At 63.6% G+C, this 26,952-nt stretch carries 19 protein-coding genes and 2 tRNA genes; 17 read left to right on the top strand and 4 right to left on the bottom strand.

The window, feature by feature from the left end; genetic code table 11:
• The first annotated feature begins 40 nt into the window (after nucleotides 1–40).
• The 7 genes from ABQM86_RS13035 (at nucleotide 41) to metG (ending at nucleotide 10,807) form a co-directional block, all read left to right on the top strand.
• Nucleotides 41–1,945, top strand: coding sequence for an acetolactate synthase large subunit (locus ABQM86_RS13035; RefSeq protein ID WP_369744610.1), 1,905 nt, complete (start codon nucleotides 41–43; stop codon nucleotides 1,943–1,945).
• A 2-nt stretch (nucleotides 1,946–1,947) separates the two neighbouring features.
• Complete coding sequence (ilvN, locus tag ABQM86_RS13030; protein ID WP_021470923.1) at nucleotides 1,948–2,460, top strand: acetolactate synthase small subunit; 513 nt, start codon at nucleotides 1,948–1,950, stop codon at nucleotides 2,458–2,460.
• 66 nt (nucleotides 2,461–2,526) lie between these two features.
• Nucleotides 2,527–3,552, top strand: a complete 1,026-nt coding sequence (gene ilvC, locus ABQM86_RS13025) for a ketol-acid reductoisomerase (RefSeq protein WP_026540216.1) — start codon at nucleotides 2,527–2,529, stop codon at nucleotides 3,550–3,552.
• A gap of 287 nt (nucleotides 3,553–3,839) precedes the next feature.
• Nucleotides 3,840–5,435, top strand: coding sequence for a phosphoglycerate dehydrogenase (gene serA / locus ABQM86_RS13020; RefSeq protein ID WP_207593836.1), 1,596 nt, complete (start codon nucleotides 3,840–3,842; stop codon nucleotides 5,433–5,435).
• Nucleotides 5,436–5,650: 215 nt separating this feature from the next.
• On the top strand, nucleotides 5,651–8,461 hold the full coding sequence (locus ABQM86_RS13015) for an FtsX-like permease family protein (protein WP_369744609.1): 2,811 nt from the start codon (nucleotides 5,651–5,653) through the stop codon (nucleotides 8,459–8,461).
• Nucleotides 8,458–9,213: an ABC transporter ATP-binding protein gene (locus ABQM86_RS13010; RefSeq protein WP_207593834.1), complete on the top strand. Its 756-nt coding sequence runs from the start codon at nucleotides 8,458–8,460 to the stop codon at nucleotides 9,211–9,213. The genes ABQM86_RS13015 and ABQM86_RS13010 overlap by 4 nt, the downstream gene beginning before the upstream one ends.
• Nucleotides 9,214–9,247: 34 nt before the next feature.
• On the top strand, nucleotides 9,248–10,807 hold the full coding sequence (gene metG / locus ABQM86_RS13005; protein WP_369744608.1) for a methionine--tRNA ligase: 1,560 nt from the start codon (nucleotides 9,248–9,250) through the stop codon (nucleotides 10,805–10,807).
• A gap of 120 nt (nucleotides 10,808–10,927) precedes the next feature.
• On the opposite strand, the gene ABQM86_RS13000 is transcribed toward metG, so the two are convergent.
• From ABQM86_RS13000 to ABQM86_RS12985, 4 genes are all read right to left on the bottom strand, one after another.
• Entirely contained in the window at nucleotides 10,928–13,396 is a 2,469-nt protein-coding gene (locus ABQM86_RS13000; protein WP_369744607.1) for an ABC transporter permease, read from the bottom strand.
• Nucleotides 13,397–13,398: 2 nt separating this feature from the next.
• Nucleotides 13,399–14,193: an ABC transporter ATP-binding protein gene (locus ABQM86_RS12995; protein ID WP_369744606.1), complete on the bottom strand. Its 795-nt coding sequence runs from the start codon at nucleotides 14,191–14,193 to the stop codon at nucleotides 13,399–13,401.
• A gap of 88 nt (nucleotides 14,194–14,281) precedes the next feature.
• Nucleotides 14,282–14,995: a response regulator transcription factor gene (locus tag ABQM86_RS12990; protein WP_207593830.1), complete on the bottom strand. Its 714-nt coding sequence runs from the start codon at nucleotides 14,993–14,995 to the stop codon at nucleotides 14,282–14,284.
• 3 nt (nucleotides 14,996–14,998) lie between these two features.
• A complete protein-coding gene (locus tag ABQM86_RS12985; protein ID WP_207593829.1) occupies nucleotides 14,999–16,183 on the bottom strand; it encodes a sensor histidine kinase in 1,185 nt (394 codons plus the stop codon).
• Nucleotides 16,184–16,308: 125 nt separating this feature from the next.
• On the opposite strand from ABQM86_RS12985, the gene ABQM86_RS12980 reads away from it, so the two are divergent.
• The 10 genes from ABQM86_RS12980 (at nucleotide 16,309) to ABQM86_RS12935 (ending at nucleotide 26,948) form a co-directional block, all read left to right on the top strand.
• Entirely contained in the window at nucleotides 16,309–17,361 is a 1,053-nt protein-coding gene (locus tag ABQM86_RS12980; protein WP_369744604.1) for a 3-isopropylmalate dehydrogenase, read from the top strand.
• A 120-nt stretch (nucleotides 17,362–17,481) separates the two neighbouring features.
• Complete coding sequence (locus ABQM86_RS12975) at nucleotides 17,482–18,594, top strand: branched-chain amino acid aminotransferase (RefSeq protein ID WP_207593827.1); 1,113 nt, start codon at nucleotides 17,482–17,484, stop codon at nucleotides 18,592–18,594.
• A 425-nt stretch (nucleotides 18,595–19,019) separates the two neighbouring features.
• Nucleotides 19,020–19,820, top strand: coding sequence for an MBL fold metallo-hydrolase (locus ABQM86_RS12970; RefSeq protein ID WP_369746669.1), 801 nt, complete (start codon nucleotides 19,020–19,022; stop codon nucleotides 19,818–19,820).
• A 23-nt stretch (nucleotides 19,821–19,843) separates the two neighbouring features.
• The gene (locus ABQM86_RS12965; protein WP_207593826.1) at nucleotides 19,844–20,620 is read left to right on the top strand and encodes a fumarylacetoacetate hydrolase family protein; all 777 of its coding nucleotides are present in this window, start codon (nucleotides 19,844–19,846) and stop codon (nucleotides 20,618–20,620) included.
• A gap of 130 nt (nucleotides 20,621–20,750) precedes the next feature.
• A complete protein-coding gene (gene gltX / locus ABQM86_RS12960) occupies nucleotides 20,751–22,271 on the top strand; it encodes a glutamate--tRNA ligase (protein ID WP_207593825.1) in 1,521 nt (506 codons plus the stop codon).
• A 14-nt stretch (nucleotides 22,272–22,285) separates the two neighbouring features.
• Nucleotides 22,286–23,044: an HAD family hydrolase gene (locus ABQM86_RS12955; protein ID WP_207593824.1), complete on the top strand. Its 759-nt coding sequence runs from the start codon at nucleotides 22,286–22,288 to the stop codon at nucleotides 23,042–23,044.
• A gap of 126 nt (nucleotides 23,045–23,170) precedes the next feature.
• A tRNA-Gln gene (locus ABQM86_RS12950) sits at nucleotides 23,171–23,242 on the top strand.
• A 126-nt stretch (nucleotides 23,243–23,368) separates the two neighbouring features.
• Nucleotides 23,369–23,444 (top strand) — tRNA-Glu (locus ABQM86_RS12945).
• A 106-nt stretch (nucleotides 23,445–23,550) separates the two neighbouring features.
• Nucleotides 23,551–25,332 carry a dynamin family protein gene (locus ABQM86_RS12940; RefSeq protein WP_369744603.1) on the top strand — a complete coding sequence of 594 codons (1,782 nt, stop codon included), beginning with the start codon at nucleotides 23,551–23,553 and terminating at the stop codon, nucleotides 25,330–25,332.
• Nucleotides 25,329–26,948, top strand: coding sequence for a GTPase (locus ABQM86_RS12935; RefSeq protein ID WP_369744602.1), 1,620 nt, complete (start codon nucleotides 25,329–25,331; stop codon nucleotides 26,946–26,948). The genes ABQM86_RS12940 and ABQM86_RS12935 overlap by 4 nt, the downstream gene beginning before the upstream one ends.
• Nucleotides 26,949–26,952: the final 4 nt, after the last annotated feature.

The following is a 26,952-nucleotide window of genomic DNA, read 5'->3' as shown; positions in this document are numbered from 1 at the left end:
GCAAGACCCATCTATTGAAGATCCACTAAGGAAGAGTCCGATGAGCAAAGGATCGCCGATCAGCCCCTCGCTGATGGCTGCAAAGTCCGCTGGAGCCTACAAAGCTCCGGAAAAGGTCGACCGTACGGCTGAGTCCGTCGTCGTCGACGCTGCTGCACCTCTCTCTCCTGTACTTGGGCCGAACACCGTTGTACCCCCAACGGTGATGTCCGGCTCGCAAGCAATTGTCCGTTCGCTCGAAGAACTCGGCGTGGACGATATTTTCGGTTTGCCCGGTGGCGCGATCCTGCCCACCTACGACCCCTTGATGGCCTCCAGCATGAATCACATCCTGGTCCGTCACGAACAGGGAGCCGGCCACGCCGCGCAAGGCTACGCCATGGTTACCGGACGGGTTGGCGTTTGCATCGCCACCTCCGGCCCCGGTGCCACCAACCTCGTTACCGCCATCATGGACGCCCACATGGACTCCGTGCCGATGGTGGCCATCACCGGCCAGGTGTCCAGCGGAGTCATCGGCACCGATGCCTTCCAGGAAGCGGACATCGTGGGTATCACGATGCCCATCACCAAGCACTCGTTCCTGGTGACCGACCCCAATGACATCCCGCACGTCATGGCAGAGGCATTCCACCTCGCGTCCACGGGCCGCCCGGGACCCGTCCTGGTGGACATCGCCAAGGACGCCCAGGTGGGCCAGATGACCTTCTCCTGGCCGCCCAAGGTGGATCTGCCGGGATACCGCCCCGTGGTGCGGGGTCACAATAAGCAGGTCCGCGAAGCTGCCAAGCTGATCGCTGCTGCCAGCAAGCCGGTCCTGTACGTGGGCGGCGGCGTAGTCAAGGGCCACGCCTCGGCTGAGCTCATGGAACTGGCGCTGGCTACCGGCGCTCCCGTGGTCACCACACTGATGGCGCGCGGCGCCTTCCCTGATTCGCATCCCCAGCATGTTGGCATGCCCGGCATGCACGGTTCAGTCTCCGCCGTGACTGCCCTCCAGCAGGCCGACCTCCTGATCACCCTGGGAGCCCGGTTCGATGACCGCGTTACCGGCGTGCTGAAGACCTTCGCCCCGTTTGCCAAGGTCATCCACGCTGATATCGACCCCGCGGAAATCTCCAAGAACCGCACCGCGGACGTCCCGATCGTTGGCTCGGTCAAGGAGATCATCCCCGAACTCACCGAAGCCGTGAAGACGCAGTTTGAACTAAGCGGCACCCCGGACCTGGATTCATGGTGGGCTTTCCTTGGAAACCTGCGCGACACGTACCCGCTGGGCTGGACCGAGCCGGAAGACGGGCTCACCGCACCCCAGCGCGTGATCAAGCGCATCGGCGAGCTCACCGGTCCCGAGGGCGTCTATGTTGCCGGCGTCGGCCAGCACCAGATGTGGGCCGCCCAGTTCATCAAGTACGAACGGCCCCACGCCTGGCTGAACTCCGGTGGAGCAGGAACCATGGGATACTCGGTTCCGGCAGCAATGGGTGCCAAGGTTGGTGAGCCGGACCGCGTGGTCTGGGCCATCGACGGTGACGGCTGCTTCCAGATGACCAATCAGGAACTGGCTACCTGCGCCATCAACAACATCCCCATCAAGGTGGCCATCATCAACAACTCCTCGCTGGGCATGGTCCGCCAATGGCAGACGCTGTTCTACGAGGGCCGCTACTCCAACACGGACCTGAACACAGGCCACGACACCGTCCGGATCCCGGACTTCGTGAAACTGGCTGATGCCTACGGTTGTGCAGCACTGCGGTGTGAGCGTGACGAAGACATCGACGCCACCATCCAGAAGGCACTCGAGATCAATGACCGTCCAGTGGTTATCGACTTCGTCGTCAGCCCCAACTCGATGGTGTGGCCCATGGTGCCTTCGGGCGTCAGCAATGACCAGATCCAGGTTGCCCGCAACATGACCCCGGAATGGGAAGAGGAGGACTAGGCATGACCCGCCACACACTGTCCGTTCTGGTAGAAGACAAGCCCGGCGTGCTGACCCGCGTGGCCAGCCTCTTTGCCCGGCGTGCATTCAACATCAATTCCCTGGCTGTGGGACCCACCGAGGTTCCCGGCATGTCCCGCATGACGGTTGTCGTCGACGCCGACGGCGACCTCATTGAGCAGGTCACCAAGCAGCTCAACAAATTGGTCAACGTGATCAAGATTGTGGAGCTGACTTCCGAATCTTCCGTACAACGCGACCACATCCTGGTCAAGGTACGTGCGGATGCCGCGACACGCCTGCAGGTTACCCAAGCTGCAGACTTGTTCCGTGCCGCCGTCGTCGACGTGTCCACAGACTCGTTGGTGATCGAGGCAACCGGTACCCCCGAGAAGCTCGCTGCACTGCTTTCAGTGCTCGAGCCGTTCGGCATCCGTGAAATCGTGCAGTCCGGCACCTTGGCCGTTGGACGGGGATCCCGCTCCATGAGTGACAGGGCGCTCCGCTCCGCGTGAGCAGAACGTCCAGTACCGCAGCACCACAATCACTATCTAAGAAACCACTCAAGAGGAGTTACGCAAGTGACTGAAATGTTCTACGACGACGACGCAGACCTGTCGATCATCCAGGGCCGTAAGGTAGCCATCGTTGGCTACGGCTCGCAGGGCCACGCCCACGCCCTGAACCTCCGCGATTCCGGCGTCGAGGTTGTTATCGCGCTGAAGGACGGCTCCAAGTCGGCCGCCAAGGCAGAAGACGCAGGCTTCACGGTCAAGAACGTTGCCGACGCCGCCGAATGGGCAGACGTCATCATGATCCTGGCTCCGGACCAGCACCAGCGCGCCATCTACAACGACTCCATCAAGGACAAGCTGACCGAAGGCAAGGCCCTGGCCTTCGCCCACGGCTTCAACATCCGTTTTGGTTACATCGAAGCTCCGGCCGGCGTTGACGTCATCCTGATCGCCCCGAAGGCTCCGGGCCACACGGTTCGCCGCGAATTCGAAGCCGGGCGCGGTATCCCGGACATCATCGCCGTCGAACAGGACGCCTCCGGTTCTGCATGGGACCTGGCGAAGTCCTACGCCAAGGCCATCGGCGGAACCCGCGCCGGCGTTATCAAGACCACCTTCACCGAAGAGACCGAAACCGATCTCTTCGGCGAGCAGTCCGTCCTTTGCGGCGGTGTCTCGCAGCTGGTCCAGTACGGCTTCGAAACCCTCACCGAAGCCGGCTACCAGCCGCAGATCGCCTACTTCGAGGTTCTCCACGAGCTCAAGCTCATTGTCGACCTCATGTGGGAAGGCGGCATCGCCAAGCAGCGCTGGAGCGTTTCCGATACCGCAGAGTACGGCGACTACGTCTCCGGCCCGCGCGTCATCACCCCCGAGGTGAAGGAAAACATGAAGGCTGTCCTCGCCGACATCCAGAGCGGTGCTTTCGCCAAGCGCTTCATCGATGACCAGGACAACGGTGGCACCGAGTTCAAGGAACTGCGTGCCAAGGCTGAGCAGCACCCCATCGAAGAGGTCGGCCGCGAACTGCGCTCCCTCTTCTCCTGGCAGCAGCAGGACGCTGACTACGTTGAAGGTTCTGCAGCCCGCTGATCCTTCGGCGCCGGCCTGACGGCCTCCGCCATAACGACGCGCCCGCCCGGTGGACAAAGCCGGGCGGGCGTTGCCGTATCACCGGCATTTTGCTCCCGTTTTCAGCAGCCTCCTTGGCTGTGAACTTGTTCACAACGGCTACCGGCCCGGCCGTAACATCCCCCTCCGGCACCGGAATCCCTGCCCGGATTCGATATTCTGGGCTGGTCCCGGCGCCGTGCCCCGGGCCACGCATCCGCTCCTTGTCCAGTCCTGTCCCAAAGTTGTCCAAAGTAAGGTGCCTCCCCGTGTCAGCCAGCAAACCCGTCGTCCTCCTCGCCGAGGAACTTTCGCCCGCCACAGTCGAGGCTCTGGGCCCGGACTTCGAAATCCGCCAGACCGACGGCGCAGACCGTTCCCAGCTGCTGTCCGCAATCGTTGACGTTGACGCCATTTTGGTTCGCTCGGCTACCCAGGTGGATGCCGAAGCCATTGCCGCCGCGAAGAACTTGAAAGTCATCGCCCGCGCGGGTGTTGGGCTGGACAACGTGGACATCAAGGCCGCCACACAGGCAGGCGTCATGGTGGTCAACGCCCCGACGTCCAACATCGTCTCCGCCGCCGAGCTCACGGTAGGGCACATCCTCAGCTTGGCCCGCCACATTCCGCAGGCCAGCTCTGCGCTGAAGAACGGTGAGTGGAAGCGCTCCAAGTACACGGGAATTGAACTCTTCGAGAAGAAGATCGGCATCATCGGCCTGGGCCGAATCGGTGCTTTGGTTGCAGCGCGCCTCCAGGGTTTCGATACCCAGATCCTTGCGTACGACCCCTATATCACTTCAGCCCGCGCTGCCCAGCTGGGCGTCAAGCTGGTCACCTTGGATGAACTTTTGGAGAATTCCGACTTCATCACCATCCACATGCCCAAGACGCCGGAAACGGTGGGCATGCTCGGAGCCGACGCCTTCCGCAAGATGAAGGAAACGGCCTACGTGGTCAACGTAGCCCGTGGCGGCCTGGTGGACGAGGAAGCACTCCATGTTGCCCTGAAGGAAGGCCAGATCGCCGGCGCCGGTGTGGACGTCTTCGTCAAGGAGCCCAGCACGGACCTGCCGTTCTTCGAGTTCGACAACGTCATTGTGACCCCGCACCTGGGTGCTTCCACTGACGAAGCACAGGAGAAAGCCGGCGTCTCGGTGGCCAAGTCTGTTCGCCTGGCACTTGCCGGCGAGCTGGTGCCTGACGCTGTCAACGTCGCCGGCGGCGTCATCGCTCCGGATGTCCGCCCAGGCATCCCGCTGATCGAAAAGCTGGGCCGGATCTTCACTGCGCTGACCCACGCTTCCCTCACCCAGATCGATGTGGAAGTGGCGGGCGAAATTGCCGCCCTGGACGTCAAGGTGCTCGAACTTGCCGCACTGAAGGGCGTTTTCGCCGATGTGGTGACCGAGCAGGTCTCCTACGTGAATGCTCCTGTGATCGCCGAACAGCGCGGAATCAACACCCGCCTCATCACCACCCCGGATGCTGAGGACTACCGCAACGTCCTGACCATCCGCGGTGCCCTCAGCGATGGTTCCCAGATCTCCGTAGCCGGTACCCTCACGGGGCCCAAGCAGGTGGAGAAGCTCGTGGGTGTCAACGGGTACGACGTCGAAATCCCCATCAGCGAGCACTTGGTTGTGGTGGCCTATGCAGACCGTCCCGGCGTCATTGGCACCATCGGACACATTCTGGGCATGAACAACATCAACATCGGCGGGATGCAGGTGGCCCGCCAGACTGAAGGCGGCCAGGTTCTTGCGCTCCTGACCATCGACAGCTCTGTTCCGCAGCAGGTCCTGGAGGCCATCAAGGCCGGCATCGGGGCCGACATGGTCCGGGAAGTGGATCTGGAGGACTAGGGCTGCAACTGATTTCCATCAGCTGAGTTCGCGTGCCGGCGACACACCTTTGGCACGCAGGCGTGGCCGGTCTGCTTACAATGGCTGGGTCCGGGATTCGGACCCGGCAGCAGGCCGGCCACAACTTTTGCACCTAAAGCCCGGTATTCCCTTGTGTCTTTTGAGGAATTCCGGTCTCTGTGTGCGCGCCCGCAATCAAGGTCTCAGGGAGCCCAATGAACGCCGTCCAAAGGTTCATCAGAAGCCGTGTGCTGCTGCTGACCGCGGCCATTTTGATCGTCGCAATGTGCTTGTCCGTCCTCGTCCAAAGCCAGTCACAGGCTGCTTTGAACCGGACAGTGGATGAGAACTCGCGGGGACTCTACGACATCCTGGTCCAGGCCAAGCCGGACCAGGCCCAAGATGGCGACGGCGGTGCTTTGATCCAGCCGGAAATCGCCAACGGCCAAGGCGGCATCAGCTTTGAGCAGCTGGAGAAGATCCGCACCATGGGCCAAACGGCTGTGGCCGCCCCCATCAGCCTGGTTTCGCGCGTTTCGCAGAACCTGGAGGCTCCCCGCCTCAATGCCATGGACTACCTCGGGTACAACGCCGGCCTGGCCGGAGCCGTGACCGCGGGAGATCCTTCGGCGATGGATTCCAGCAAATGGCCCGCTGCGGAATCGGTGTTGTCCGATACCCCCAAGAAGTACCGCCTGACTGCCTCTGCCACGAGTTCTGACGGTGTGAACCAGCAGACGCTCTTCAAGACCAGCGCAGAGGGCACCTTGGGCAAGGGCCGCTTGATCCAGGAGCAGGCTGCGGGCGGCTCCAACGTCAGGATCGTCGGACCCGAAGGCGAGACCGGCATCAAATTCCCGGCTCCCGCACTTGGCTCCGAGCACAATCTTTTCAACCTCTCGGTGGCGCTGCCCCTGGCCCCTGAGGTGACCGAGTCCGTCGTCGCGGTGGACCCCGCCGCCGAAAGGGCGCTGTTGGGATCCGCAGGCGACTTCCTGGCACCCCTTGAGAAGGCTCCGCCGGCCGATGCGCGTGACGCAGGAGCAATCGGACGCCACTTCGAAAGCCTTTTCACCACAGGCCTCAGCATGGACCAGTTGGAAGAAGGTCCTGACTTTCTGGGCGTCAAGCTCAAGTACTGGGCGCCGCTGATGACCCAGTACCAGCAGGCCAAGCGTGACGGTTTGCTGACTGACGATTCCCAGGCCATCCCGCTGATTGTCCGCTCCGGCACCTCCCTTGACCTGCAGTACTCGGTGAAAATCGAGGAACTGGATGCCAGTGGCAAGGTAGTCAATGAGGTCGGCACGGTGACGCGGAGCCTGGACAAGGATTACCTCCCCTTCGTGTCCAAGTCGCCGTTCGCCCTCGAATGGCCGGGTTCAACAGATCACAGCAAGCTGCTCGGAAGCACGGCTTCCTTCAGCCAAGGCCTGTACAACCCCGCCACCTGGAGCGCGGCGTTTGCAGCAGCCCCCAAGTACAAGGACGGCGACGAAGCTTCCAACGGCGCTTCGGACAAGAGCGCGACGCCGGGGGACTGGGTGACGGTCAACCGCCTGCCTGAGAAGTCCTCCTTCGGTGCCGCCGTGGACCAGACGCAGCGCAAACCAGTCGATGAGCGCTCCTACCGCGAGGACCTGGAAACAGGCAAGAAGCCGGCCGCGCCGCTGCCCATGGTGTACGGCACGTTTGACCCCGCCGACGTCCAGTCAGCAGCCGGGGACGTCAACAAGCTGCCTCTGGGCGGCTACGATCCCACGCCGATGACGCTCACCAAGGACGCTGAGGGCAAGGATGTCGAAGGCACGGAACTGAAGCCTTCGTTGAGCGCTACGGGCCTGGTCAGCCAGTCCGCCGGTGCCATCACCGATTACTACGGTCTAGCCGCAGCCCGTGGCTACGACACCAACGCCGACGTTATTGACGCCGTCCGGGTCAAGGCCTCGGCCGCCGGCAACTGGAAAACGGCCCAGCCCGAGGTTGAGAAGCTGGCCACGCAGATTCGCGGGCTCGGCCTTGAAGCCACAGTCGTTGCAGGTTCCGCGCGCGAAGATGCCAATATCTTTGTTCCCGGCTACAGCAAGGACGACGCCGGCAAGGAATCACCGTTGGGCACCGTCCAGCAGTCCTGGGTCCGCCAGGATGCGGCCGATGCCGTCTCCGGTTCGCTGACCGGTACCAACATCACCTTGCTCTTCCTGACGCTCTTGGGCGCAACTCTCCTGACAGGCGCCTCGACGGTCAGCTACATCCGCCAACGCCGGAGCGAAGCAGGCATTCTCAGGGCGATGGGCTGGACGCAGAAACGCATCCGGTCCTGGGTCCTTGAAGAGTTTGCGGTGGGAGCTGCGGCCCTTGCTGCGGCCGGTCTCGTCCTGAGCCTGCTCAGCTGGAATATTGCCACCGTCATCGTTTCCGTGACCATGCTCATCATCTACAGCGGAGCCGCGCTGCTGGCAGCCCAGCAGCTGCGTCACCGTGTAGTGATCGACCAGGAACCGCAGCACGATGACCGCCTGGTAACGGTCGATTCCCCGTTGACGTTCGCCAACCGGCAGCTCACCACCAACCGGTTCAACTCCATCTCCCTTGCCGTGGCAGTAGGTGTGTTCGGCGCTGCAGTGGGTGCCCTGATCGCCCTGCTGATTGACATCCCCCGCGCAGCCGGTGCCAGTGCTTTGAGTGGCCTGGCAGCTGCAAGCATCGCCTTGCCGAGCGTCATCCTGGCGGTCTTTGGAGTCGTGGTGGGCTTGCTGCTGACCCTTGTGACCGGGCGCTTTGAACTCCATGCCAAGCGGGAGTACCTCGGTACCTTGAAGGCCATGGGCTGGAACCCGGACATGCTGGGCCAGGTCCGCTTCTTCGAGAACGCACTTGTAGGCACAGTGGCTCTTCCCTTGGGCGTCCTTGGCGCCTTGGGGCTGGGACTGCTGCTGGCTCCCTACGCGGCCCTGTGGGCCGGTCTGGCCGGACTGCTGGCCGTAATTTGCTGGATTCCGATTGCAACGAAAGTAGTCAAATGACTGACAAACTCAACCCCGAGCTGGCGGCCACCCCGGAATCCACGGAAGAGTCGCTGCAGACCCGCGCCAACACGATCGTGAAGGCCTCCGACCACGCAACCCCCTTGGAATTGAGCCGCGTGACCATCCACTACGGCGGCGACAAGGGCGGCGCCGAGGAAGTGGACGTCGTTGACGACTTCAACCTCACCCTGCACGCCGGTGAGATGCACTGCATCGCCGGCCGAAGCGGCTCCGGCAAGACCAGCATCTTGACCGTGAGCGCCGGACTGACGCTCCCGACGTCGGGCAAGGTCTTTTGGGAGGGCGTGCCGCTGGACACCATGGGCGATGACGAAATTGCTGACCGCCGCCGCGCGCTCATCGGCTATGTGGACCAGGGCGGCGCCCTGATCGACGGCATGAGCGCCCTGGAGAACGTCCTGCTTCCCGCGGTGCCCGATGGCGAAGTGGAACAGCGGACGGAAATGGCCAAGGACCTCCTGGACCTGGTGGGCCTGGGTCGCCGCATGCGGCACCGTCCCGCGCAGCTCTCCGGCGGTGAGCGCCAGCGCGTCGCCATCGCCCGCGCGCTGATCCTGGGCACCCGTGTGCTGGTAGTGGATGAACCCACGGCCAGCCTGGACCGGGCAGCAGCCAACCGCATTATCGGGATCCTGAAGGACACCACGAGCGATGGCATCGCTGTCCTGGTGGCCTCCCATGACCACGAGCTGGTGCGGCTCAGCGATACGCTGACCGAACTTAACTAAGCTATTTCATCCCAAAAAAAGGTAACTTCTTAGAGTGACGTCTCCAGAGAAATCCCCGTTCTACATCACCACCGCAATCAGCTACCCCAACGGCGTGCCGCACATCGGCCACGCCTACGAGGTCATTGCAACTGATGCCATGGCGCGCTTCAAGCGCCTTGACGGTCATGAAGTGTTCTTCATGACCGGAACGGACGAGCACGGACTCAAGATGCAGCAGTCTGCCGAGAAGGAAGGCATCACTGCCAAGCAACTCGCCGACCGCAACTCGGCTGCGTTCAAGCAGATGAGCCAGGACCTGGGCATCTCCCATGACCGCTTCATCCGCACCACCGACCAGGACCACTACGCCGCCTCGCAGGCCATCTGGAAGAAGATGGAAGCCAACGGCGACATCTACCTGTCCAAATACGAGGGCTGGTACTCCGTCCGTGACGAGGCATACTACGTCGAAGACGACACCGTGGTGAAAGAGGACGGTCTCCGTTACTCCAAGGAGACGGACACGCTGGTTAGCTGGACCGCGGAGGAAAGCTACTTCTTCCGGCTTTCCAGCTACCAGGAAAAGCTCCTTGCCCTTTATGAGGCGCAGCCTGAGTTCGGCGCTCCGCAGTCCCGCTTCAACGAGGTCATCAGCTTCGTCAAGCGTGGTCTCGAGGATCTGTCCATCAGCCGCACCACCTTTGATTGGGGTGTTCCTGTTCCCGGCGATGAGAAGCACGTCATGTACGTCTGGGTTGATGCCCTGACCAACTACCTCACCGGCGTTGGCTACCCGGACGTCGAGTCGGAATCCTTCAAGAAGTTCTGGCCTGCCGACGTCCACGTCATCGGCAAGGATATTTCGCGTTTCCACGCGATCTACTGGCCTGCGTTCCTCATGAGCGCCGGGCTTGAGCTGCCACAGCGCGTCATGATCCACGGCTTCCTCACCAACAATGGCGTGAAGATGTCCAAGTCCCTGGGCAACGTCGTCGCGCCGCAGGACTTTGTGGCGCAGTACGGTTTGGACCAGTGCCGGTACTTCTTCCTCCGCGAAGTTCCGTTCGGTGCGGACGGCAACTACAACCACGAAGCGATCGTGGGCCGCATGAACTCGGACCTCGCCAACAACTTCGGAAACCTTGCCCAGCGTTCGTTGTCCATGGTGGCGAAGAACTGTGAAGGCAAGGTCCCGGTGCCCGGAGAGTTCACGTCGGAGGACACTGCCTTGCTGACGCAGGCAGGGGAGTTGCTGGAAACAGCCCGCTCAGCCTTCGACAAGCAGGAATTCAGCCGCGCGCTGGAAGCCATCTGGACCGTATTGGGCGATACCAACGCTTACTTTGCCGACCAGGCCCCTTGGGTGCTGCGGAAGACCGACATCGCGCGTATGAACACGGTTTTGTATGTCACTTTGGAGGTAGTAAGGATCGTAGCGATCCTCGCCCAGCCGGTCATGCCGTCGTCGTCCGCCAAGCTGCTTGAAGTGCTGGGCCAGGCCGAAGGCGAGGCGAGGCAGTTCGCCGCGCTCGCCACGCCGATCGTTGCAGGCACGCAGTTGCCGGCTCCAGCCCCGATCTTCCCCCGCTTCGAAGAGCCCGCCGAAGCTTAGGACCCTCTCTCACATACCATCCATGAAGAGCAATCGCTCTCTCACTTTCCGACAGTATGACCGCGGGAAGTGAGAGAGCGATTCTCGTTTGGCGTGATGATGTGAGAGAGCGTTGCTGCCTTAGGCGGTGGCCAGACCCTCGACGGGGGAGAGGCGTGCGGCGCGCCGGGCAGGGATCACCGAGGCCAGCAGTCCGGCCACCACGGCCACCCCGAAGACTGCGGCCAGTTGCATCCACGGCACGGCAGGAACAACGCTGGCTACGCCTCCCAGTGTTGCCTGCGCCCCCAGCCATCCGTAGACGATCCCCATGCCTGCGCCCATGATGGCGGCCACGCCGGCGACGAGCACGGCTTCGATGGCCAGCATTCCGCGCAGTTGGCCCCGAGTGAGGCCAAGGGCCCTGAGGAGGGAGTTCTCCCTGGTCCGCTCAAGGACCGAGAGGGACAAGGTGTTCGCCACGCCGATCAGCGCAATCACCACGGCGATACCAAGCAGACCGGTGACAACCAACAAGAGCACATCGATGATGCTGTTGAACGTCACCCGCTCGATCGCGGCCCCACTGACGGTTCGCTCCTGCACCCCCAATGCTGCCGCGATGTCTTTCTGGAGAGCCTGCACCCGGTCCGTTGAGACGGAATCGTCCAGCTTCACCCACACCATGGATGCCGTTTCCGGCAGCGGGGACGCAGCGATGCTGGAGCTTTCCACAAACGCCGGGACGTGGCGGGTCCGCAGCACCTTGGCGTCGAGCGAAACCGTGCCCTCCGCCGTCGAGATGGTCGCAGCACCCTCTGGAGAGTCTTCTGGAAGGTAAACCATGCCCGGGCCCGGCTTCAGGTTGTTATCGCGCAGCACAGACGCTGCATCTGCGGCGGAAAGGCCGTAGATCGTCATGCCGCTGTCCGGTGCGCCGGAATCGCCCAGTGTTCCTAACGGCTGCAGCATGACCGCAGCGCTGACGCCGTCGAGCGCCTTGATCCTCGCCATGGCCTGCCGGTGGTCGACTGAACCATCCACGGCAGTCTGTGCTGAAAGGTCCACAGGGTAGTTCTCGGCCAGGGTGTCGTTGAATGCCTGCCGGGATGTGGCCGCACCCGTCATCATGAGCGATACCAACGTGACGCCGATGAGCAGCGCGGCCGCGGTCGCAGAGGTGCGGGCAGGGTTGCGCGTGGCGTTCACGGCCGCGAGCTTGCCCGGCACTCCCGCGGGTGCGGCGAGCCTGCCGGCCAGGGCAACCACCGTGGGGATGAACAGCGTGGAGCACAGGAGAATACCCACGAAGGAGGCGGCTCCGCCCAGCAGCGCAACGCCCAGCGATACGTTGACGCTGCCGTACACCAGCGCTGCTGCTCCGCCCAGCAGGGCCAACAAGCCCAGCACAAGGCGTACCTTGCCGCGCTTGTTTCGGACGGACGCGTCATCGCTGGGCCGCAAGGCGGCCAGGGGCGCGACGGCGGTAGCCGCCTTGGCGGGAACCAACGCCGCGACCACGGTCAACAACGTTCCTGCCACCAGGCCGGCGATAATGGCCGACGGCGGTACAGCCAGCGTCGCGAAGGCCTGCTCAGGCTGGGACTTGGCCCAGGCAATCAGCCCGGTCATCAAGCCCGTGGCCGCCAGGACGCCCACCACAGAGGAAAGGAAACCGACCACCAGGGCTTCGAGCATGACGGACCCACGGATTTGTGCCCGCCCGGCACCGAGGCAGCGCAGGAGCGCCAACTCCCTGGTCCGTTGTGCCACAAGTACAGAGAAGGTGTTGGCCACCACCAAAGTGGAGACAAGGATGGCCACGCCGGCGAACGCGAGCAGTACGATGGTCAGCTGGTCCTGCCCAGCGCTCAGCATGGCAACAGTGGAGGTCACCTTCTCCTGGGCCGTTTCCAGCACAGGCCCGGTAGCTCCCGCAGCTACCATGCGATGGGTGATGTACTCCTTGGCGGCGGCCACGTCCTCGCCGGCCTTGAGCGAGAACTGCACTCCGGTAAAACCGGAACCCGCGTCCTGGACCGCGTTCAGGACCGATTCGGACGCCACCAACTGCGCTGCCGATGATGAGAAAGGATCATTGGTGGCTTGGATCAGGCCGGTGATGGTCACCTTGGCATTCTTGACAGGTCCCGCCCCGTGCAGCTCAAGCGTGCTGCCAACGCTGAGGCCCAGATGCCCGGCTGTCTTGACGTCGATCACAGCCTCAGAGGCCTTCGAAGGCATGGACCCGGAAGAAAGCACGGCACCTTCCAAGGCTGCGGGCGCCGCATTCCGCAGGCGGCCATACTGCTCTCCGCCGCCGGCCTCGAACGTGACGTACGTGGAACGCTCCGCGTAGCTTTCCTCCACTGCCGGGGAGGAGACGGCAGCCTCCACAGCGGCCGGGGTGAATGCTTCACCGTTCTTGGATGTGGCAACAAGGTCAGCGTTTCGGTACGCCTCACCGATGCTGGCCCCCAAGGAAGCATTCGTGCTCGCACCCACCATCAGCGTGGCGGAGAGGAACATCACGGACAACGTGACGGCGAGGCCGATGGCGATAAACCGCCGGAAGTGCGTCGTCAGTTGGGAAACGGCAACACGCAGCATGCTCAGGCTCCCAGCTTGCCGAGGGCTGCCAGGACGGAGTCCGCGGTGGGATCGTGGATTTCGCCCACCAAGCCGCCGTCGCTCATCAGGACAACGCGGTCGGCATAACTGGCGGCCACGGGATCATGGGTGACCATGATGATGGTCTGGCCCATCTCCTGGCTGCTCCGGCGGAGTAACGCCAGCACTTCGCCGCCGGCTTTGGAGTCCAGGTTGCCCGTAGGCTCATCGCCAAAAACGACGTCGGGACGGGTCAACAGGGCGCGGGCTACTGCTACGCGCTGTTGCTGGCCGCCGGAAAGCTCATGGGGGCGGTGCTTCAGGCGATCCTTCAAACCAAGGGTGCTGACAACGGTATCCAGCCACCCGGCGTCGGCGGTGGTCCCCGCCAAAGCGAGCGGAAGCGTGATGTTCTGCTCGGCCGTCAACGTAGGCACCAGGTTGAACGCCTGAAAAACGAAGCCGATCCTCTCCCGGCGGAGCGCGGTGAGCTGACGGTCGTTGAGGCCGGTCAGTTCGGTGCCCCCCAGGATGATGCGGCCGGAGTCCGCTGTATCGAGGCCGGCCAGGCAGTGCATCAAGGTGGACTTCCCGGAACCTGAGGGACCCATGATGGCCGTGAACTTTCCGGCGTCAAAGCTCACCGACACCTTGTTCAGCGCGGTCACGGTGGTATCGGCGCGGCCGTAGCTCTTGGTCAGCTCGTGGGCCTCGACGGCGGGTCGGGCGTGGGCCTCATCGGACCCTGTGGGTCGATCGGTTCCTGACGGGTGGGAGAGAGGCGTGAAGGTTGTCATGGTTTCACGCTATGTTTTGCTGCACCCCGTCAGGATCGGGCCAAGGGCCCATTGTCCGGTGGGTGCCCTCATACCGTGGTCTGAGGTGCTAGGAGCCGGGGGCTACAACTCCGGTCTCATAGGCGATGACCACCACCTGCACCCGGTCACGGGCACCCAACTTGGCAAGGATGTGCCCCACATGGGTTTTCACCGTGGCCTCGGAGAGAAACAGCCCTGCTGCGATCTCGGGATTCGACTGTCCTTGGGCGATCAGTTGGAACACTTCGCGCTCGCGGGCTGTCAGGCGTTCGACGGCGGCAGCATGCTCGGTCTGCTCAGGCGTCTGTGTCCTCAGCAACGGTGCCACATGGTCCAGCAAACGCCGGGTAGTGGAGGGAGCTATCACCGCGTCCCCACGGTACACGGTGCGGATGGCCTCGAGGAGCTCTTCGGGCGGAGCGTCCTTCAGGAGGAACCCGCTGGCCCCGGCCTGGATGGCGGCCAGTGCATACTCATCCAGGTCGAAGGTGGTCAGCACCACGATCTTGATCTCCGCACGCTGCGAACCGGAGGGTTGTGCCGCCGCCTGTTCCAAGATGCGTCGGGTCGCTTCTATGCCGTCCATCCCGGGCATGCGGACATCCATCAGGACCACGTCGGCGGCGGTAGCCGACAGGGCCTGGACAGCCTCGATCCCATTGCCTGCCTCAGCCACGACTTCGAGGTCCGGCTGCGAATTGATCAGCATGCCAAAACCCGAACGGACCAACTGTTGGTCGTCGACGAGTGCCACCCTGATGGGCGCAGGAAGTTCTGGCATGGCTTAGGCCTCCGAATACGGGATGAAAGCGGACACACGGAAACCGCCGCCCTGCTTAGGGCCTGCGGTCAAAGAACCATCGTAGAGGGAGACCCTCTCACCCATGCCCAGCAAGCCGTTGCCGCCGCCGGGTGCCGGCGGATCAGCGGCGGCGCCCCGGCCGTCGTCGACGATGTCCAGCTGCAGGCCCCGGGCCTGCCACGTCAGGGTGACGCCCGCGGCCGCCTTCGGTCCCGCGTGCTTCATGACATTGGTGAGGGCTTCCTGGATGATGCGATACGCCGTGAGCTCCGCTCCGGCCGGAAGTGCGCGGCGGGGGACGCCGCTCTGTTCAAAAGCCACCTGGAGGGTGGCGGCACGGAACCCGAGGAGGAGTTCATCCAGGTCCGAGAGCCGCGGTTGCGGGCGGGTAGGGGAGTCGTCGTCGGAGCGAAGGACACCCAGCAGCCTGCGCATCTCGCCCAAGGAGTCCCTGCCCGTGGCGGCAATGGTAGCCAGCGCTTCCGTAGCGAGTTCAGGTTTCGCGGCAGCAGCATATCGGGCTCCATCGGCCTGGGTGATGATCACGGACAAGGAGTGCGCCACGATGTCGTGCATTTCCCGGGCAATGTGGGAGCGCTCGTCCGCGGCGGCCAGCTTACGTTCCTGCACATGTTCCACCTCGAGGCGCCGCGTTCGGTCTTCCAGGGCCTGAAGTTGGAGCCTGCGTACGCGTGTGAGGTCGCCAAGGGTCCAGCTCACCAGCACCAGCATCCAGATCAGGACGGTGTACAGCGTGCCGATGGTAAGGCCCATGATTCCCGATTCCACAGTGGTCGAGAACAGCCGGGTGGTCAGCATGACGCCGCCGGCGAGGCCTGCAATCAGGACACTGCGGCTGGCCCACGCAGGCCCATAAGCCGCTGTCGCGTAGATGATCAAGGGAACGGCGATTTGCCCCGCCACGGGTTCGGCGCCCACCGCCCATTGAATCAGGCATACGATGACCACCGCGCCGGCAGCCATGGCAGGTCGGGTGCGCCGCCAAGCCAGGGGGAGCAGGAGGCTGCAGGATAAGAGTGAGAGCCACGGACGGTCAGCGATCAGGTACACCGGGCCAAAGAGGAGGATCAGCAGGCACGTTGCCGTGAGGTCCACGATGAAGCGGTTGATCCGGAACCATTCATATACTGCGTGCCTTCTATCCACGCTTAGACTCTATGCGCTTGTTATCGCGGAGGGCGTCATGCCGCGGTCTGACTCTTTCCGGACATCAGTGTTCGCAGAATGAGACGATTTTGACCAGCATGTGGATTGCTTGGCTAGATAGAGCTATGAGTGCAACGTCCATCAATCTCGCTGTCATCCCTGGCGACGGCATTGGCCCTGAGGTCATCGCCGAAGCCATCAAGGTCCTCGAAAAGGCTGTCGCCGCCGAAGGCGTTGCCCTCGAACTGACCAACTACAAGCTCGGTGCCCAGCACTGGCTTGAGACCGGCGAGACCCTCCCGGACGAGGTCCTGGCCGACCTCCGCACCCGCGATGCCATCCTCTTCGGGGCAGTCGGTGCGGCCCCGGGCGATACCCGCATCCCGTCCGGCATCATCGAGCGCGAAATGCTGCTCAAGCTCCGCTTCAGCCTGGACCACTACGTGAACCTGCGGCCCTCGCGACTGTACGGAACCGTCGGCAGCCCCCTGGCCAACCCCGGCGCCATCGATTTCATCGTGGTGCGCGAGGGGACCGAGGGCCCTTACGTTGGCAACGGCGGCACCCTGCGCGGAGGTACGCCCCACGAGGTAGCCACCGAGGTTTCCCTCAACACCGCCCACGGCGTGGAGCGCGTTGTCCGCGATGCCTTCCGTCGTGCGAACGATCGTCCGCGCAAGCACGTCACGCTCGTCCACAAGCACAACGTGCTGGTTTTCGCCGGGCACTTGTGGAAGCGCACCGTCGAAGCAGTGGCCCAGGAATTCCCTGACGTCACCCACGATTATCTGCACATCGATGCTGCCACCATCTTCATGGTGACCGACCCTTCCCGCTTCGATGTCATCGTCACCGACAACCTCTTCGGCGACATCCTCACCGACCTCGCTGCTGCCGTGACCGGCGGCATCGGCCTGGCGGCATCGGGCAACATCAACATGGACCGCACCGCGCCGTCCATGTTCGAGCCCGTCCACGGCTCCGCTCCGGATATCGCCGGACAACAAAAAGCCGATCCCACCGCGGCCATCCTCTCCGCAGTGCTCCTCCTGGACCACCTTGGCTACACCACGGCGGCCCGAAAGATTGAGGCGGCAGTCGTCGCCGACGTCGAAAGCCGCACCGGCGCGCCGCGCAGCACAGCTGCCATCGGCGATGCCATCGCGGCCGCACTTTAGGCCCATTACGCAGGCGTAAGCTTGTCTTGAATTATTTACCTGCTTCCCTGGTCCATCGCTGAACCACACCCTTTTTGGGGGCCCGGTTCGCCCTGCCAGGTAGCTGACTGTGGAGGAAACATGACTCAGACTGCCCATGGCGTCGAATTCAGCCAGCAGCTTTCGGAAACCCCGAAGTCTGCTGAGGAGCGTGCAGCCGTCCTGGCGAACCCAGGCTTCGGCGACTACTTCACCGACCACACCGCCGTCGTCGACTACAAAGTCGACGCCGATGGCAATGGCGGTTGGCAGAATGCCCGGATTGAGCCCTACGGACCCATCTCCCTGGACCCTTCGGCCGCGGTCCTGCACTACGGCCAGGAAATCTTTGAGGGCCTGAAGGCCTACCGTCACGCTGACGGTTCCGTCTGGACCTTCCGCCCCGAAGCCAACGCTGCGCGCTTGAACAAGTCCGCGCGTCGCCTCGCCCTCCCGGAGCTGCCCGAGGAGTACTTCCTGGGAGCTATCCGCGAACTCGTGCAGGCCGACAAGGAATGGGTTCCGTCCGGCGACGGTGAAGCGCTGTACCTGCGTCCGTTCATGATCGCGACGGAGGCGTTCCTCGGTGTCCGGGCTGCCCGCGAAGTGTCCTTCCGCGTCATTGCTTCCCCTGCCGGCAACTACTTCGGCGGCGAACTCAAGCCCGTTTCCATCTGGATCTCCCGTGAATATGCCCGTGCCGGCCGTGGCGGTACCGGTGCTGCGAAGTGCGGCGGCAACTACGCAGCCTCCCTGATCGCGCAGCAGGAAGCCGAAGCGAACGGGTGCAAGCAGGTACTGTTCCTGGACCACTTCAACGACGACGCCGTGGAAGAACTCGGCGGCATGAATGTCTTCTTCGTCATGAAGGACGGTTCGCTCGTCACTCCTGCCCTCAGCGGCACCATCCTTGAAGGCGTCACCCGGATGTCCGTCATCCAGGTGGCCAAGGACATGGGGCGCGAAGTCACCGAGCGTAAGATCACCCTGGACGAATGGCGCGACGGCGTGGCCTCCGGCGAGATCACCGAGGTCTTCGCTTGCGGTACGGCAGCCGTGATCACACCAATCGGTGTGCTCAAGGACGCCACGGAGTTCATCGGCTCCGAGGACGCAAAGGCCGGCGACACCACCATGGCTATCCGCCAGCAGCTTCTGGGCATCCAGACCGGAACCGTCGAGGACACCCACGGCTGGCTGACCCGCCTGGTGTAGCCTCCGGACGTCCCGAAACGCCACCGCACGACGGCGGCCCTTCACTTGGTTATCAAGCGGAAGGGCCGCCGTTCTGCTTCCCGGACGCCCGCTCACTTCCCTGGGGTTTGAGGTGGACGCTCTAGCAGGTTCCTAGGGTTTGAGGTGGACGCTCTATCAGGTTCCTGGGGTTTGAGGTGGACGCTCTATCACGTTCCAAGGGTTTGAGGTGGACGCTCTATCACGTTCCAAGGGTTTGGGGTGGCGCTCGCTCACGGGTTGAGGCCTGCTGCTGTGTTGTCTCTTCGAATCGATCCACTCTTGAGACTCTGTGAGAGAGGATCGGCGGGAAGGGCGTGGGATGTGAGAGAGGATCGGCGGGAAGGGCGTGGGATGTGAGAGAGGATCGGCGGAGGTGCCAAGATGGGAGAGTGACTTCAGAATCAATGGCGGCTGCAGATAATTCTCAAAGCGACGGCAGCTCTTCCCTGCGTCGCAGCAGCGACCTAACCCGCTTCCGGTTGGCCCCCAACCCCGGCCCCATGAGTCTGGACGGCACCAACTCGTACATCATTGGCGCGCCGGGCTCCGGCCATGTGGCTGTGGTGGACCCGGGACCGGCCGACGAACGGCATCTGGCCGTACTCGCAGCGGCGGGCACCGTAGATGTGGTGCTGATCACCCACCGCCATGCGGACCACACTGAGGCCTCGGCCCGCTTCCATCAGCTGACAGGGGCTCCGGTCCGGGCTGCCTCTGCGGAGCATTGTCACGGAGGCGAGCCACTCACGGACGGCGAGGTCCTCACGGCAGGCGGCGTTGAAATCCGCGTCGTTGCAACGCCGGGCCACACTTCCGACTCGGTCTGCTTCCATCTCCCGGGCGACGGGCCGGTCGGCTCCGTCCTTACCGGGGACACCATCCTGGGGCGCGGCACCACTGTTTTGGACTACCCGGATGGCCGGTTGGGGGACTATCTCGCAAGCCTGGACAGGTTGGAAGCCCTCGGTCCCGCAATCCTCCTGCCTGCCCATGGCCCGGTACTCCCTGCTTTGGACGAGAAATGCCGGGAGTACCGGGACCACCGGGAACAGCGCCTTGACCAGATCAGGGCGGCCCTGAAAAACCTGGGGCCGGACGCCTCGATATCCGCCGTCACCGACGCCGTCTATCCCGACGTCGACCCTTCCGTCAGGTGGGCGGCGGAGACTTCCGTGGCAGCGCAACTTGATTACCTCCGGAGCTAAGCCCGGACTGTAGGCTTGAGCCCATGCGTATCGCCCGGTTTGTAGTTGATTCTGATCCCCTTTACGGCGTTGTTGAAGGCGAGCCCGGCAGTGAGGAAATCACTGTCATTAACGGCGACCCGTTCTTCAACGGCGTCGAACGTACACATGTGAAGCACAAGCTCGAGGACGTGCGGCTCCTAGCGCCCATCATTCCCCGCAGCAAAGTGATTGGCGTCGGCCGGAATTTCGCCGAGCACGCAGCGGAGCTCGGCAACGAAGTTCCCCAGCAGCCCTTGTTGTTCCTGAAGCCCAACACCTCGGTGATCGGCCCGAACGACCCCATCATCCTCCCTGAGTTCTCGGAGGAGGTCTCCTTCGAAGCCGAGCTGTGCGTGGTCATCGGCCGCATCTGCAAGGACGTCCCGGAGGATCGCGCGGACGACGTCATTTTCGGCTACACCTGCGGCAACGACCTCACCGCCCGCGATGTCCAGAAGACGGACCTCCAGTGGGCCCGTGCCAAGGGCTTCGACACCTCCGCGCCGCTGGGCCCGTGGATCGAAACCGAGCTCGACCACGAAGACCTGTCCATTCAGGGACGGCTGAATGGTGAACTCCGCCAGGACGGCAGCACCAGCCAGATGATCCGCGGCGTCCGCGAACTCGTCTCGATCGTTTCCCACGCCTTCACGCTCCTTCCGGGCGACGTCATCATGACCGGTACCCCGGCAGGCGTCGGCCTGGTCAGCGAGGGCGACCGTTTTGAGGTGGAGATCGAAGGCATCGGACGCCTGTCCAACCCGGTGGTTCGCCGCTAGGCTCCCAGCGAAACTTCAAAAAGCCAGGTTCGACGGCGGCACTGACCTTTCGCACGAACGGTCAGTGCCGCCGTCGGGCGCTTCCAGCCGGGAAACCGGGGCGGCGCCAAGCGGTAAAGTTGGAACCACTATGACTACTGCTTCTGCGTCGAACGCTGCCTCCAGCGCCATCCCTGCCGTCAACGCCGAGACTCCGGTCCGCGTCCGTTTCTGCCCGTCGCCGACGGGAACGCCGCACGTTGGCCTGATCCGCACCGCCCTGTTCAACTGGGCGTATGCGCGCCACACTGGCGGCAAACTGATCTTCCGCATCGAGGATACCGACTCTGCCCGTGACAGCGAGGAGAGCTACCACCAGTTGCTGGATGCCCTCAAGTGGCTCGGGATCAACTGGGACGAGGGCGTAGAGGTCGGCGGCCCGCACGAGCCGTACCGCCAGTCCCAGCGCGGCGACATCTACCAGGACGTCATCGCCAAGCTTAAGGCCGGGGGACACGTCTATGAGTCCTACTCCACGCCGGATGAGATCGAGGCCCGCCACAAAGCCGCAGGCCGCGACCCGAAGCTCGGCTATGACGGATTTGACCGTCACTTGACCGAGGAACAGCTGGCACAGTTCAAGGCCGAAGGCCGCGAGGCTGTCCTGCGTCTCCGCATGCCGGACGAGGACCTGACCTTCAACGACCTCGTCCGCGGCGAGATCACGTTCAAGGCCGGTTCCGTTCCCGACTTTGCAGTTGTCCGTGCCAATGGCGCCCCGCTGTACACCCTGGTGAACCCGGTGGATGACGCACTGATGGGGATCACCCACGTCCTGCGCGGCGAGGACCTGCTGAGCTCCACCCCGCGCCAGATCGCACTGTACCGTGCGCTCTACGCCATCGGTGTTGCCGAGTACATGCCGGAGTTCGGCCACCTGCCGTACGTCATGGGCCAGGGCAACAAGAAGCTCTCGAAGCGTGACCCCGAGTCCAGCTTGTTCCTGCACCGCGAGCGTGGCTTCATCCCCGAGGGCCTGCTCAACTACCTGTCCCTGCTTGGCTGGTCGCTGAGCGCAGATGAGGACATCTTCACCGTGGAACAGCTCGTGGCCAACTTCGACATCCACGATGTCCTGGGCAACCCGGCCCGCTTCGATATCAAGAAGGCCGAGGCCATCAACGGAACGCACGTCCGTCTGCTGGCGCCGGAAGACTTCAAAGAGCGTTTGGCCCCTTACCTCCGTGCTGCCGGGTTGGTAGGGGAGATCCTCACACCGCGGCAGGAAGAGATTCTTGCCGAGGCCGCCCCGCTGGTGCAGGAACGCATCACCCTCCTCGGTGAGGCTCCTGAGATGCTGGCGTTCCTGTTCAAGGCCGACGACGCCATTGACGTAGCAGATGACGCCCGGAAGGGACTCCCTGCCAACCTGGACGAGGTCCTCGACGCCGCCCTGGCAGCGCTGGAGCCCATCGAGGAGTGGACGGCTGAGAACATCCAGACGGCGCTGAAGCAGGCTCTTGTGGAGGACTTGGGCATCAAGCCCCGGGCCGCCTTCGGGCCTGTGCGCACGGCCATCTCCGGCCGCCGCATCTCTCCGCCGCTGTTCGAATCCATGGTGATCCTTGGTAAGGATTCATCCCTGGCCCGCGTTCGCGCTTTCCGCGGCTAAGGGCGGCTTCAGTCATGGCAATCGCAAGCTCCTTCGGCACTATCCGCGGTGTCCTCTTCGACATCGATGACACCCTGGTGGACCTTGAGTACGCCATGACCACAGCCTTGCGTGACGTCAGCGAACATCTCCTGCCCGGCCTGGACCAGGCCGGGTGGGTGAAGTTCGGCCGCATTTTTACGCACGAGACCACGCACTTCTATGACCGTTACCTGGCCGGCGAGCTGACGTTCAATGAACAACGGCTGCTTCGCGGCAGGGCTGCGTTGGGTCACTTCGGTGTGGAACTTGGTGAGGGCGACGAGTCCCAGGCCTGGGTCTCGGAGTACCACCAGCGCCAGACGGCATACGTGAGGGCCTTCGACGACGTCGGAGAGGTACTGGATGCACTCGACGCCGCGGGCATTCCCTATGGAGCGGTGAGCAATAACGTGCACGATTACCAGCGCGCCAAGTTGGACGGTGCAGGTCTTTCCAGGATCAAGGTTTTGGTGGGCACAGATACTGTTGGCGTGCCCAAACCGGATCCTGCCATTTACCTCGAGGGCGTGCGCCTCCTGGGCACGGCGGCGGGCGAGACGCTCTACGTGGGGGATAACAGGCTGCTCGACGCTGATGGCGCCACGGCGGCAGGGTTGATCGGCGTGTGGCTCAACAGGACCGGAGAAGTTGTGGAGGAATTCACCGGACGCCAAGTGGACTCCCTGACACGCTTGCTTGCCACCGTCCCAAGCGCCGTTGAGGGTACGCATCCAGCGGCGCGAATCATGTGATGCAGGTAACGCCTTCCCGATTTGTGCAGGTGGCAAGACTCCGGTAGAGTCATTACTCGTGCTGAGGGGCACGGAGGGAAAAGCTGAGGGAAACCGAAGCGATGAACTCCGGTCCGAAAGTCACTTTGGGATATGGTGTAATTGGCAACACTACGGTTTCTGGTACCGTCATTCTAGGTTCGAGTCCTGGTATCCCAGCTCTGAAAATCCGCGTGAATACGCCGGAAATTTGGAACCTCCAAGTCGCTGAAGCGATTTGGAACGGAGCTGAAAGTATGAAATACTCATTCAGCTTGATCGCCGGAAACGGCGACAAAAGTGCAAGGCCCCATCGTATAGCGGCCTAGTACGCCGCCCTCTCACGGCGGTAACGCGGGTTCGAATCCCGCTGGGGTCACCACTGAATCCCCCGGAACTACGGTTCCGGGGGATTTCTTTTTGCCTTCGTTGTGCCCATAACGCCTGCCGGGCGCCCGGGACGTGGGTCGGGCTGGCATGATGATGCTGTGACCGCAAACGAAGACCCGGCAGCTATCCGGCGAACCCCCGTACCTCAAGGTGCGGCAGCCGCCGTCGAGGCCTTGGAAGCTGCCCGCGCGGAGCTTGCGGCCACCACCCTTCCCCTGGCCGTGCCGGAGGCCCCGGAAGCCCGTCAATGGATCCGCGATTCCCTCGCACAACTCGACGACTACATCATTCCCCGTTACCGCAGCCTGGATGCGCCGCTGTTGGCCGTCGTTGGTGGTTCCACAGGCGCGGGGAAGTCCACGCTGGTCAACGCGCTGGTGGGTTATCCGGTAACCAGGGCAGGCGCCATCAGGCCCACCACACGCCAACCCATCCTCCTGCACCACCCCAACGACGCCGGATGGTTTGAAGGCCACAGGATACTTCCCAGTTTGGACCGCATCCGAGGGACCGTGTCAACAAATCCGAGGCCTGCCAACCAGGCAGGTGCCGCGCCGGACGCCCACGCGATCACATCATTGGTGTTGGTGGGCCATGACGCCGTGCCGCAGGGCATAGCCCTCCTGGACGCGCCGGACGTCGACTCGATCTCAGATGACAACCGCAGGCTCGCTGGACAGTTGCTTGCGGCCGCGGACCTCTGGGTATTCGTCACCACGGCCAACCGCTACGCCGACGCCGTCCCCTGGCGGCTGCTCCTGGATGCGGCCTCTCGTGACATCACCGTAGCCGTGGTGTTGGACCGCGTGCCCCCGGCCGCGGAAGAAGAAGTCAGGACTGACCTTAAAGCCATGCTGGACCGGCAGGGGCTCAGTGGGGCGGAGCTTTTCGTCGTTCCTGAAAGTGCCTTGGACGGGCTGGGAATGCTGCCGGAGGAATCGGTGTCAGCTCTGCGCCAATGGCTGGGTGCCTTGGCAGCGAACGCAGCTGGAAGGGCGGACGTCGCACGGCGGACTCTTAATGGAGCTGTCAAAGCCGTCAGCGTCCGCTTGGAGGGCATCGCCGCAGCGGCATCAGCCCAGGATGCTGCTGCGCACGAACTCCACACCACCTGCGTCCAGGAGTATGAGCTGGCCCTTTCCCGCATTCTTGCGGCCACCAAGGACGGTGCACTGCTCCGCGGAGAGGTACTGGCGCGATGGCAGGACTTTGTGGGCACTGGAGAATTCTTCCGGGCATTGGAGCAAAACATCGGGCGTATGCGGGACCGTGTGGGCGCTTTCTTCCGCGGAGAGCCGGCTCCCGCGGTGAAGGTGGAGACCGCCATCGAGACCGGGCTGCAGGCAGTAATCCTGGACGAGGCCGCCACTGCAGCAGAAAACGTGGACCGGCGCTGGCGTGCTGACGCTGCGGGCCGCCACCTCCTTGGCTCCGATGATCTTTCAGGGACCAGCGAGGGTTTCGACGCGAAATCTGCCGCTGCCATTCGGACCTGGCAGGAAGGCCTGATGGAGATGATCCGCACCCAGGGGCAGGGGAAACGGACCCAGGCCCGTTGGTTGTCCTTTGGCGTCAACGGCCTGGGCGCTGCGCTCATGGTGGTGGTGTTCTCCATGACCGCAGGCTTGAGCGGGCTGGAGATTGGCATCGCCGGCGGCACGGCGGTAGTCGGCCAGAAGCTGTTGGAAGCCGTATTCGGCGAGGACGCCGTGCGTCGCCTGGCGCAGCAGGCGCGGGATGACCTGCATACGCAGTGCCAACGGCTGCTGGACGATGAACGGCTGCGTTTCCTCGACCGCCTTGAAGCGGCACATCCAAGCTCAGGGAACCAGCTGGCCCAGCACGCCAAGATCCTCCGCCGCCTGGCGGGGGCCGCATGAGCCGCCACGGCCAGGTGCGCGAGGCATCCCAACTGCAGCGGCGGCTCGAGGCGCTGAATACGGCCCGTGAACTCGCTGAAGGCGTGCTTCCGGACGACAACCTGCAATCTGTCTACGACGTCCTGGAGCGTGCCACCTCCAGGCGTTCATTGTCGGCCGGCCACACCGTGGTGGGTTTTTTCGGGGCCACGGGCAGCGGTAAGTCTTCATTGTTCAACGCAGTGTCCGGCAGCGGGCTCGCCACCGCGACAGCACGACGCCCCACGACTTCAGCGCCCCTGGCGGGAATTTGGGGTGAGGACGGCAGCGGCCCGTTGCTCGACTGGCTGGACGTCAAGGAACGGCATACGTTGCCACCTGTCCCGGGGCTGGCCGACGCAGACACGGGCCTGGTCCTCCTTGACCTGCCGGACTTCGACTCCACCAGGGTGGAAAACCGCGAGATCGCCCAGCGCATGGTTGGCATGGTGGATGTCCTCGTCTGGGTCCTGGACCCGCAAAAGTACGCTGATGCCGCCGTGCATAATGACTTCCTTCGGCCCATGGCCTCCCACGGCGCCGTCACCCTGGTGGTGCTGAACCAGGTGGACAGGCTCAACGCAGCGGATGCTTCTGCTGTGATGCAATCGCTGGAGGGCATCCTGGAGCGTGACGGGCTGGGGACAGTCCGCGTGGTGGGTGCCTCAGCTTTAACCGGCGACGGCGTCCCTGCCGTCCGTGCTGCCATCAGGAACGTCGTGGTCCAACGCGAGGCAACAACGCGGAGGCTGGCGGCCGACGTCGTCAAAGCCGGCGCGGAACTCGCCGAGGCGTCCGGCGACGGTGAAGCCCGCGGCATCACTGCAGGCGCCAAGGCGCGGCTTGCGTCTGAACTGGCGACGGCGGCCAACGTGCCGGTGGTGGTGGACGCAGTCCAGCGGTCCTTCAAGAGGGAGTCGGCCCGCAGGACCGGATGGCCCGTGACGCGCTGGCTGCTGCGCTTCCGTCCGGATCCCTTGCGGAGGCTGAACCTGCGGCGGGAGGACACCAGGCCCGAACTCAGCCGGACATCGTTGCCGCCCGCCGGTGCTCCGGAGCGGGCGCGCACCGATGCTGCGGTCCGGGATTTTGCGGACGACGCATCCGCCGGGGCACCGGGACCATGGCGGGCAACAATCCGCGCCGTGGCTAGGGACGGCCGGGAGCAGTTGCCCGATGCCTTGGATCAAGCCATCGCCGGTACTGACCTGAAGGCCACGCAGCGGCCACTGTGGTGGGCGTTGTTCAACACCCTCCAATGGCTGGCGCTTGTCCTGGCCGTTGGGGGCCTGGGGTGGCTGGGGGTGTTGGCCGCTCTCGGTTACTTCCAAATGCCGGTGCCCGAGGTTCCCCGAACGGAAGGGTGGCCGTGGCCTACCCTCATGGTCGCCGGGGGAGTTGGGCTGGGGATCGTCCTTGCCATAACTGGAAGGATTCTTGGAGGCTGGGCTGCGCGCATCAGGGCGTCGGGGGCAGCGAAACGCTTGAAGTCCGCGGTGGCATCAGTTGCCGAACAGAGGATCGTGGAGCCTGTTGAGGTGGAAATTACGCGCTTGAAAGCGTTCAACGCCGCGCTGAAGGCGGCCCGCTCCAAGTGAAGGA

Source organism: Paenarthrobacter sp. AMU7 (assembly GCF_041200195.1).
GTDB lineage: Bacteria > Actinomycetota > Actinomycetes > Actinomycetales > Micrococcaceae > Arthrobacter.
Note: the sequence above shows the minus strand (reverse complement) of the source record. Positions and strands in the feature narration are given on the sequence as shown.